The 8,458-nt window shown below is 48.4% G+C and carries 11 protein-coding genes; 3 read left to right on the plus strand and 8 right to left on the minus strand.

Annotation, left to right across the window (positions count from 1 at the left end; genetic code table 11):
* From MJZ25_16085 to MJZ25_16095, 3 genes are all read right to left on the minus strand, one after another.
* Positions 1 to 448: phosphoribosylformylglycinamidine synthase (locus tag MJZ25_16085; GenBank protein MCQ2125694.1), on the minus strand; the 448-nt coding region annotated here is incomplete at its 3' end.
* A 234-nt stretch (positions 449 to 682) separates the two neighbouring features.
* Positions 683 to 1,231, minus strand: a complete 549-nt coding sequence (locus MJZ25_16090; GenBank protein MCQ2125695.1) for a hypothetical protein — start codon at positions 1,229 to 1,231, stop codon at positions 683 to 685.
* 12 nt (positions 1,232 to 1,243) lie between these two features.
* Positions 1,244 to 1,801: a hypothetical protein gene (locus MJZ25_16095; protein ID MCQ2125696.1), complete on the minus strand. Its 558-nt coding sequence runs from the start codon at positions 1,799 to 1,801 to the stop codon at positions 1,244 to 1,246.
* A 123-nt stretch (positions 1,802 to 1,924) separates the two neighbouring features.
* On the opposite strand from MJZ25_16095, the gene MJZ25_16100 reads away from it, so the two are divergent.
* The gene (locus MJZ25_16100) at positions 1,925 to 2,467 is read left to right on the plus strand and encodes a hypothetical protein (protein ID MCQ2125697.1); all 543 of its coding nucleotides are present in this window, start codon (positions 1,925 to 1,927) and stop codon (positions 2,465 to 2,467) included.
* On the opposite strand, the gene MJZ25_16105 is transcribed toward MJZ25_16100, so the two are convergent.
* The 4 genes from MJZ25_16105 to MJZ25_16120 are packed head-to-tail and all read right to left on the minus strand — an operon-like array spanning position 2,445 to position 6,655.
* Positions 2,445 to 3,182 (minus strand): glycosyltransferase family 2 protein, encoded by a 738-nt coding sequence (locus tag MJZ25_16105; GenBank protein MCQ2125698.1) that lies wholly within the window; start codon positions 3,180 to 3,182, stop codon positions 2,445 to 2,447. The two genes, MJZ25_16100 and MJZ25_16105, sit on opposite strands and share 23 nt — an antisense overlap.
* Positions 3,183 to 3,207: 25 nt before the next feature.
* Positions 3,208 to 4,143 carry a glycosyltransferase family 2 protein gene (locus MJZ25_16110; GenBank protein ID MCQ2125699.1) on the minus strand — a complete coding sequence of 312 codons (936 nt, stop codon included), beginning with the start codon at positions 4,141 to 4,143 and terminating at the stop codon, positions 3,208 to 3,210.
* Complete coding sequence (locus MJZ25_16115) at positions 4,128 to 5,381, minus strand: O-antigen translocase (GenBank protein ID MCQ2125700.1); 1,254 nt, start codon at positions 5,379 to 5,381, stop codon at positions 4,128 to 4,130. Before MJZ25_16115 ends, MJZ25_16110 begins: the two co-directional genes overlap by 16 nt.
* The gene (locus MJZ25_16120; protein ID MCQ2125701.1) at positions 5,381 to 6,655 is read right to left on the minus strand and encodes a DegT/DnrJ/EryC1/StrS family aminotransferase; all 1,275 of its coding nucleotides are present in this window, start codon (positions 6,653 to 6,655) and stop codon (positions 5,381 to 5,383) included. The genes MJZ25_16115 and MJZ25_16120 overlap by 1 nt, the downstream gene beginning before the upstream one ends.
* A gap of 50 nt (positions 6,656 to 6,705) precedes the next feature.
* Between MJZ25_16120 and MJZ25_16125 the strand changes: the two genes are divergently transcribed.
* The gene (locus MJZ25_16125; GenBank protein ID MCQ2125702.1) at positions 6,706 to 7,674 is read left to right on the plus strand and encodes a GNAT family N-acetyltransferase; all 969 of its coding nucleotides are present in this window, start codon (positions 6,706 to 6,708) and stop codon (positions 7,672 to 7,674) included.
* A gap of 29 nt (positions 7,675 to 7,703) precedes the next feature.
* On the opposite strand, the gene MJZ25_16130 is transcribed toward MJZ25_16125, so the two are convergent.
* Positions 7,704 to 8,114 (minus strand): FdtA/QdtA family cupin domain-containing protein, encoded by a 411-nt coding sequence (locus MJZ25_16130; GenBank protein ID MCQ2125703.1) that lies wholly within the window; start codon positions 8,112 to 8,114, stop codon positions 7,704 to 7,706.
* A 171-nt stretch (positions 8,115 to 8,285) separates the two neighbouring features.
* Here MJZ25_16130 and MJZ25_16135 point away from each other — a divergent pair.
* Positions 8,286 to 8,458 (plus strand): 30S ribosomal protein S4 (locus MJZ25_16135; protein ID MCQ2125704.1); only part of this gene is annotated, 173 nt, incomplete at its 3' end.

The following is an 8,458-nucleotide window of genomic DNA, read 5'->3' on the forward strand; positions in this document are numbered from 1 at the left end:
AGAGAACGTCCAGGGAAGCCTGGTCTGCGAACACGGCCTGAGTCATGCGGTCGTGAATCTTGGCTTCGATAACCTTGCGGGCGTCGGCGGAAGCGGCACCGTCAAACTTTACGTAGTAGGCGATGGCGCGTTCGATACGCTTGATGGCGGGCAGGCCGCAGATGTGAGCGATATCGGTAGCCTTGGAGCTCCAGGGGCTGATGGTACCCGGACGGGGGCAAACCACGAACATTTCACCTTCGAGAGCCTTGGCTTCGCGCATGGGGCCGTAGTGAAGCACCTTTTCAAGGGTGACCTTTTCATCTGCAGTGAGATCTGCGGACAGGTCCACCACATGGAGGAATTCAGCGTAGACGCTTGTGACGTTCAGGTTTTCTTTCTTGAAGTCAGCCAGAAGCTTCTGGAGACGGAAATCCGACAGAGCCGGAGTACCACGAAGAATGAGCATTTTTACCTCTTGCCGGGGGTTAGCCGGCACCTTGTGTTTTTAAAATTTTTACGAGGTGAAATTTAGCTATTCTCCCCCACTCTTTAAAGTTCCAAAATGCTTAAATTCGCTTAAAAACGGCAAGATTTTACCAGTCCGCCAACCCTTCAAAACAACAAAAAACGGCCCGAAATTCGGACCGCTTTCGTAACTCGTTGAGTATCAAAGAGATAGAAGTTCTGCGCTTTTTGCAGATTAGCGCTTCTTACCCTTCTTGCCCTTCTTACCCTTGGCAGCCTTCTTGGGAGCAGGTGCCGGAGCTTCTTCAACTTCTTCTTCCTCTTCTTCTTCGTCGGCTTCAACACCCGGAGTACCGAGGAGTGCGCTTACGTTCACAGAGGTAAGGCCAGCGAGAGACTTAACGCCAGTCTTCTTATCTTCTTCAACCTTTGCAAAGTTGGAGATGATGTAGTAGTTGGAGGTAGCTTCAAACTTACGGGTCTTGTTAGCAATGCTCATGGTACCCTTGGTAGACGGGAAGAGCTTTGCTTCGAGACGAGCCTGGTCCTGGGAGGACTTTACAGTCTGGAGAACTTCCATAGCCAAGTTCCAAACGGACTTGTTGGTTTCGATGGAGTTGTTCACGTATTCCACCACCTGGGAGCCGCTCTTATAGGACTTTTCGGTGGTCTTGGTGTAATGTTCGGTTGCCTGGGAAACGTAGCCACCCTTCTGCATAAGGAGGGTAACCAACAAAAGAACAACCACAGCTGCCAAAGCAATAGAAATAGTTTTTACGTTCATGGTCAATACCTCTTATTCGAAGCGGAATGCTGCGGGAGCTTCCAGTTTAAAGTTGTCAGCCATGTTGTAAGCAGCCAGAGCCTTGTAGTCAACGTCCTTCAGCTTGCCCTTGGCAAAGGTAAAGGTCACGACGCAGTTCTTACCGCAAGCAACTTCCTTCACGCCGCCTTCGTTCTTGAGAACGAGCTTTTCAGCAAGGCCAGCCTTTTCATGAATGCTGTTCTGTGCCTGAGGAGGAATACCTGCAGCGGTGTACATGTAGGAAACCTGGTTGAAACGAGCGTCCTTGTCGGCTTCGATAGCCTGAGCAGCGGCATCGAAAGACTTTTCAGTCTTGTCGCCGGTCAAAGTAGCGTTCACAAGCTTCCAAGCCATGCCGTACTGATCCACGGACTTCCACTGTTCCTGGAGAACGGTGTTGTTCTGGTTGAGGTAAGCGTCCAGCTGTTCGCTAACAGACTTCTTGGCCTGTTCTTCGTAGCCGCCCTTGAGGATCATCATCAGCACAAAGAGGCCAACAATAAGCACGATGTCTGCGATGAGCAGAATTTTGAACTTTTTATTATTCATAGTATCCCTTTGTAGGTTTTTGCTCCCTTGAATTTAATTCCTTATTTGTAAAATGCAAGCAAAAAAATATAAAACAACCCCGAAATTACGACAAAAACGGGGTATTTTGTTATATTCCTGCCCATGAGCGATAAACTTCCATCCCAAATTATTTTTGAAAACCTCAAGGAACTGATGCGAGCCAAGAATACGGCCCACGAGTCCATGTTCAAGTTCCACTGGAAAAAAATGTGGCCCTTCAACCTCATTTGGCCCCAGGTGGACTATGTCCGCATTGTACGCCTGATGGAAGAAATCCGCAAGAACATCATCAACCAGAAGAATCTTGTGGCCCAGGCCAAACCCAAGGCAAAGCTTTTCGAAAAGACCTTCCTGGACGCAGCCCCCGCCTACCTGGACGCAATGAGCGCCTCCTGCAAGAGCTTGGCCGACGCCGCCCAATGGAAGCAGGACATGCTGGAAAAGAAAATTCACAAGGAAGTCAAGTTCAAGCGGGACGTTTCTGAATGGGCACGCATCCTTAAGGAATACGAAGACGCCCAGGGCAACCTGACCCGCGCAGGAGCCATCGTCAGCATCGGCTGGAACGAATTTGTGGCCGCAGGCGCCTTTGTGGAACCCGCACCGGCAGAAACTGCCGAAGCTAGCTCCGACGCTGCAAAATAGCCTTCAGCAAGTTAAAGCGCCAGCGGATACGTTGGCAAGAACTTGCAACCTTTTTATTGTCACCAGCGAACAAGTTGGTGGCATTATTTTTATGCACACGATAGCTGATCAGTTTTTCAGGAACGGCCACTACCCCATTCTTTCGTTCGGCGAGAACCCCAAGCCACTGGTCATGCATAGGGAGATTTTTCGGGAAGGGCAACGCCTTTTCCAGCAGTTCACGACGGAAGGCCAAACAGCAACCGGTAAAAGTATTTCTAAGCCAGTTGGCAAAGACTCCTGGCTTGTAAGGGCGGGCTGTCCACATGGATTCGCCAATGAGTTTGCCATCGCCATTAATCACCTTGGAATCATGAACCGCAAGCAATGGGGCATTGGCTGCAAACGTTGCACCGTCAAAGCCCAAGGCTTCTAGCATCTTGTCAACTTTTTTAGGGAGCCAGACATCATCTTGATCCGCAAGGAAAATGACATCGCCGGAGGCAGCCTGCAGAGCACGTTCAAAATTATACACCGGCCCCAAATGATTTCCCTGAGGCAACACATTTACACGTAAATCACCTAAGTCGCGGATTACATCCAATGTATCGTCGGAAGAACCGTCGTCGGCGATAATGACTTCGGCACACTTTTCTCCAGCAACAGCCATAGGCAACTGAGAAAGAATGCTTTCCAGCTGTTCACGGACAAAACGTCCTCCATTATAAGTTGCCATACAAACGGAGATTTTCATACGAGCATTATGATTTACGTTTCATAAACGAAAGTAAGGTATTCAAACGTTTCGGCAAAAGCAATTTCAAACTTCTAGCCCAGAAGTATGTCGAGCAGGAAGCCAGTTCCGGCAAACGCTTCAAGGCTTCACCCTTATCGCAATTGGTAAGGGCGGAGAAGTAACGAGTTTTCATCAAGTTCCTTGCTTTTTTGTAAAGCAGATGGTCCTTATAGCAAGCCAATGTGTCCAAAATGTTCTTGTAAAGGAAGTTGACATTTTCCACGGTATTTGCTGCAGACAAATTGTTTCCGTGAATGCGGTAATGGCAGCAATCCGTTGCAATGACAGGCAGCGGAGAGCACTTATGCAAAAGGCGGAGCATCATGGGGAAATCTTCCTGACCGATGCTGTCGTCAAAACCGCCCATCTCCCTGAAGGACGTCAGATTCAGCATTTCGGAGCAGCCGTGAACTTCGCGAACACCAAGGAAAATTTGTTCAAATGTCACCTGGGGAATAGATTGCAGATAACGGGGATCAAAATTTTCCGACACATTTCCATCTGCGTCCATCTGCTTGATCTGTCCAAAGCAAGCGATATATTGCGGATGCTTTTCCAGATACGCGCTCTGTTCCGCAAGGCGGCCCGGCGGCATAATATCGTCTGATGCGAAGGTACAGAAATACTTACCCTGTGCCATATCAAGAAGCTCGTTATAAGTCGCAACGACGCCCTTGTTTTCACGATGCCTGTAAGTGAAGTTCAACTCCTTGGACAAGGCTTCCAAAATTTGAGGCGAGGAATCCTTACTGCCGTCATCGACAACAATCAGTTCAAACTTTACGCCTTCCTGGGCCATAATGGAACGTACTGCAGCTTCCACATATTTTTCGTGATTGTAGCTAGCCAACAGAACAGAGACCACAGGATCAACAACCTGATTAGTTATTGAATATTCCACTTGAGCCTCCTCACAGCAACAAAAAGAACCACAAAGTAAAGGAAGTTTTCTATCGCGTAAGCTGCCATGGGACCATTGAATTCCATAACTTTCATCAAGACCACAGAACACGTTGCAAGGAAGATTTCGGAACAAATTTCAATAGTCACAAAAATCTTTGTTTCGCTACGAGCAATAAGCACCAAGGCCAAAGCATAGCCCCCAGCCCTAAAGAAATCACCCACCAGCTGAAGAGGCAAGTAATCTGCAGCGCCCATGTAGGACTTGGAGAACAGAACTTGGACCAAGATATCTCGACCGAAATACAGAGCCAAAACCGTCACCAAGGATATTCCCATCACTCGGAGAAGCAACGGATTGAACAACTTCAAGAAATCCTGCTTGGTGAGTTTTGCAGAAACCTTCGGCAAAATGATGACGGTCAAAATGGCAGACATCATCATAAAGATGAAGTCAGACACCTTCCAGACACTTTGCCAAATTCCTGCGGCATCAGCTCCAAAATTTTCACTGACAGAAGTACGGATAACAGTGAGAGCAATCGGAGTAAGCACCATGGGAACCAGGCCCATCAACGCATAAGGATACCACGAGCCACGATAATCAGCAACCGTTTTCCAAATTTGCTTAATGCTAAAGCCGGCACGAGCGGCAATCTGCGCAGCAAAGACTCCAGCAACAACCGACTGCGTGGCGATGATAGACAACACCGACAAACGGCCTGTATAAAGGAAGAAGGCAACCCACAGCACTTGCCAAACGGAGGACACCATGTTTATCAAGGCCCAGTTGCGATTCTTCCCCATTCCGTTCATCACGGCAGCACTGATGGTCACGATGTTAGAAGCAAGAATTCCCGGCATAGCAAAGAGAACCGCCGCCTGCACTAGGCGCGGGTTGATTCCCGGGAACAAAGTTTCCAGTGGTGCCATGACGCAAAACAGGATTGCAGCAATGCAAGTGAAAATCGTGGCGAAGGTTGTAAGGCGAGTGCCACCATGCCAAATACCAAGCAATTGTTCTTGGTTATCCTTATTCTGCGCAGTCAGGGAAGTCCATCCATTCTGCAAAGCCAAACTGGAAGTGGCTTGACCAATGGACATCAAGTTTAAGAACTGGCCTACACAAGCAAAAGCCGCAGGAGGCAGGAAAATTGCCAAAAGTTTATTGATGGCAAAAGCACGCAAGGCATTAAATGCCGTTACCGCTCCGGAACCAAGAAAACTCTTTGCAAACATTATGCACCAGCCTTTTGAGACAGGACATCGCCAGACTGCTCATGAACACCGCCAGACTGCGGCAGGACAAAACTGTTCACGCCTTCAATGACCGCGGCGATTTCGTCTTCCGTCATCAACTGGTGAAGCGGGAGACTCAGTTCCTGACGCGCTAGCTTTTCTGCCTTCGGGTAGCTTACAGAACCATACTGGTCCACAAAGGCCTTTTGCTGATGGGGCGGCGTGGGATAATGAATCAAGGTCTCAATCCCGAGGGAAGCTAGGTGCTTCTGAAGTTCATCGCGACAGCTGGAGCCATCGGGACGTTCACTATGTATAGGGAAAATATGCCACACGTTGTTCGTCTGGGAATCTGCAGCGGAACCGAACTCCTGCGCGCCAGCCACAGAAACCGCAGGTTTCGGCAGGCGAACCAAGGGATTCTTGATTTCTGCAAGATAGCGCTTGGCAATTTCATTACGGCGAGCGTTGTCGGCATCAAGATGCGGGAGCTTCACCGAGAGAACGGCAGCCTGCATTTCGTCTAGACGGGAATTCTCGCCAACATATTCGTGAACATACTTCTGTTCAGAACCGTAATTGGCAAGCATTCTGACAACGCGAGCCAGAGCCTCGTCGGAGGTAACTACAGCGCCTGCATCCCCAAGAGCACCCAGGTTCTTGCCAGGATAGAAGCTGAAACCTGCAGCGTCGCCCAAATTTCCTGCGCGGCGAACTTCGGTAGCGTCACCCACCGGCATGTTCATAGCAGCACCATGAGCCTGGGCGGCATCTTCCAACAACAGAAGATTTCGATCTTCCGCATACCCGCGAAGACGATCCATGGGGCAAAGGCGTCCATACAAGTGAACCGCCAAAATAGCCTTTACACGAACTCGGCTAAACTGAGCATGAATTACGGCTCGTTCTACGGAACCCAAGGTCAAAACACAAGTTTCCTCATCAGGTTCTGCAGGAAACGGCACAAGACCCGCAGCCTTTACAGCAAGCCAAGTGGCAATAAACGTATTGCCGGGCACAATGACACCGTCACCCGGTTGCAACCGGCCCAGTTCCATATAGCCCTTCAAAATCAGAGATAGAGCTTCAAGGCCATTCCCTACCCCAACGCAGTACTTGGCCCCGCAATATTCGGCAAAAGATTCTTCGAACTTGCGGCATTCCTCTCCACGGATAAACCAGCCGGAATCCACCACACGGGAAGTCGCCTGCTGCAACTCCTGTCCATAGGATTCTACAACTCGTTTCAAAGGGTAATAGGGAACTTTAATCATATAATTCAAAGTAGCAAATAATTTTTTCTAAAAATTACTACTTTAAGGACATGTACGAAATTTTGCCCTACACCAAGGAATTGGATAGTCGCCTAGACCGCTTTGTGAACCAGGAATCCGTCAACGGTACATTCCTGCAGAGCAGACGTTTCTTGAACTATCATCCCGAGGGTCGTTTCAAGGACGCTAGTTTCATATTACATAAAAGCGGAATTATTGTCGCCTATTTTCCAGGAATCGTCACAGAAGACAATCGCTGGATTTCCCACCAGGGAACAACTTTTGGCGGACCAATCATTTCCAAGGATTATTATTCCGGAAGCAGGCTTCTTGAAATCATTGACACTGCAGACAAGTATCTTGCTGAAAATTTCAAAAGTGCAAAAATGAAGCCCACCGGCAGAATTTTCTGTACCGAACCCAACGATCTTTTGGAATACGCACTGGAACATTTCGGCTACCAAAGATCCACCGAATTAAGTAGTTACACACAACTTAACGACAGCAAAGATCCTCTGGACTTGTGCGCAGGCGAATGCCGACGCAACTACAGAAAATCCAACGGCGAGACCTTTTCATATCGTCCCTTGGAAACAGAAGCCGAATTCGAAAAGTTCTACGAACTGCTTATAATTTCAAAGAAGAAATACAACACCAAGCCTGTTCACTCCTTGCAGGAATTATACTTGCTCAAGGATCTTTTCCCGGAGGAAATCCTCTTCCGCGGAATCTTTGACAAAGGAGTTTACCTCTCCGGCATGATGTTGTTTGTATTCAAGCAGGCAAAGGCAATCCACTTCCAGTACGTGGCTCCCGACGAAAGTCTTCGTGAAAAGAACGGCACCACAGCCCTTTATATTGCAGCCATGCGCGAAGCCAAGAAAATGGGAATGGAAAAGTTCTCCTGGGGAATATCCACTGAAGACGGAGGCAAGTTCTTGAATGAGTCCCTGTTCCACTTCAAGGAAACCTTCGGCGGGAAAGGTGCAGTAAACACCACCTTCATCAAAGAATTCTAAAAAAAGCCCGGAGTAAAATCCGGGTTATTTTATTTCTTGTTGACTTCCTTCAAGAAGTCTTCGTATTCGTAGATGTAATCTTCGGCTTCGTAATGTTCTGAAGCAAGAACCATACACACGGCACCGGAGGAGAAGTTCTCGATTTCACGCCAGGTCATGGTGGGAATGAACAAGCCCTTGTAGGAACGGTTCAATTGGAACTTCTGACGTGTCTTACCATCGTCAAGAATCACGTCGAAACTACCGCTGGCTGCAAAAATCAGCTGACGGAGCTTTCGATGGGCATGGCCGCCGCGAGTAGATCCACCCGGCACATCGTAGAGGTAGTAAACACGCTTGATATCGAAGGGGACCAGCTGGCCACCTTCAACAACGCTCAAGTTACCACGTTCATCATGGACGATGGGGATGTCAATCAGTTGCGGTTCGTTCCAATTCATGCCCATAAATTACAAAAAATCCGTAAAAAGCGGACCAAAGGTGCCGGTTCAACAGATAAAACGTTGAAAAAACTGTGGAAATTTCTATATATGGGTCACAACTTAGCGTATGTCGTGTTAAGCTCTACCAACATACGTGTTAACCAAAGAGCTTCCTTTAACGAGGTTAATATGTCCTCTTTCCGTGGACCTAAGGGCAAGGTTGCCCGTTCCTTGGACCTTGCTGTTTCTAACAAGACTCAGAAGGCTCTCGACCGTCGTCATTTTGCACCTGGTCAGCATGGCCAGAACCGCAAGAAGTCCGCTTCTGTGTACAAGCAGCAGCTCGTCGAAAAGCAGCGTCT

Origin of the sequence: Fibrobacter sp. (assembly GCA_024399065.1) — a bacterium.
Classification (GTDB): Bacteria; Fibrobacterota; Fibrobacteria; order Fibrobacterales; family Fibrobacteraceae; genus Fibrobacter.

Bases quoted from the DNA above. Each gene is read 5' to 3' on its own strand.
- MJZ25_16090 (MCQ2125695.1), bottom strand. From the start codon at position 1,231: ATGAACGTAAAAACTATTTCTATTGCTTTGGCAGCTGTGGTTGTTCTT.
- MJZ25_16095 (MCQ2125696.1), bottom strand. From the start codon at position 1,801: ATGAATAATAAAAAGTTCAAAATTCTGCTCATCGCAGACATCGTGCTT.
- MJZ25_16100 (MCQ2125697.1), top strand. From the start codon at position 1,925: ATGAGCGATAAACTTCCATCCCAAATTATTTTTGAAAACCTCAAGGAA.
- MJZ25_16105 (MCQ2125698.1), bottom strand. From the start codon at position 3,182: ATGGCAACTTATAATGGAGGACGTTTTGTCCGTGAACAGCTGGAAAGC.
- MJZ25_16115 (MCQ2125700.1), bottom strand. From the start codon at position 5,381: ATGTTTGCAAAGAGTTTTCTTGGTTCCGGAGCGGTAACGGCATTTAAT.
- MJZ25_16120 (MCQ2125701.1), bottom strand. From the start codon at position 6,655: ATGATTAAAGTTCCCTATTACCCTTTGAAACGAGTTGTAGAATCCTAT.
- MJZ25_16125 (MCQ2125702.1), top strand. From the start codon at position 6,706: ATGTACGAAATTTTGCCCTACACCAAGGAATTGGATAGTCGCCTAGAC.
- MJZ25_16130 (MCQ2125703.1), bottom strand. From the start codon at position 8,114: ATGAATTGGAACGAACCGCAACTGATTGACATCCCCATCGTCCATGAT.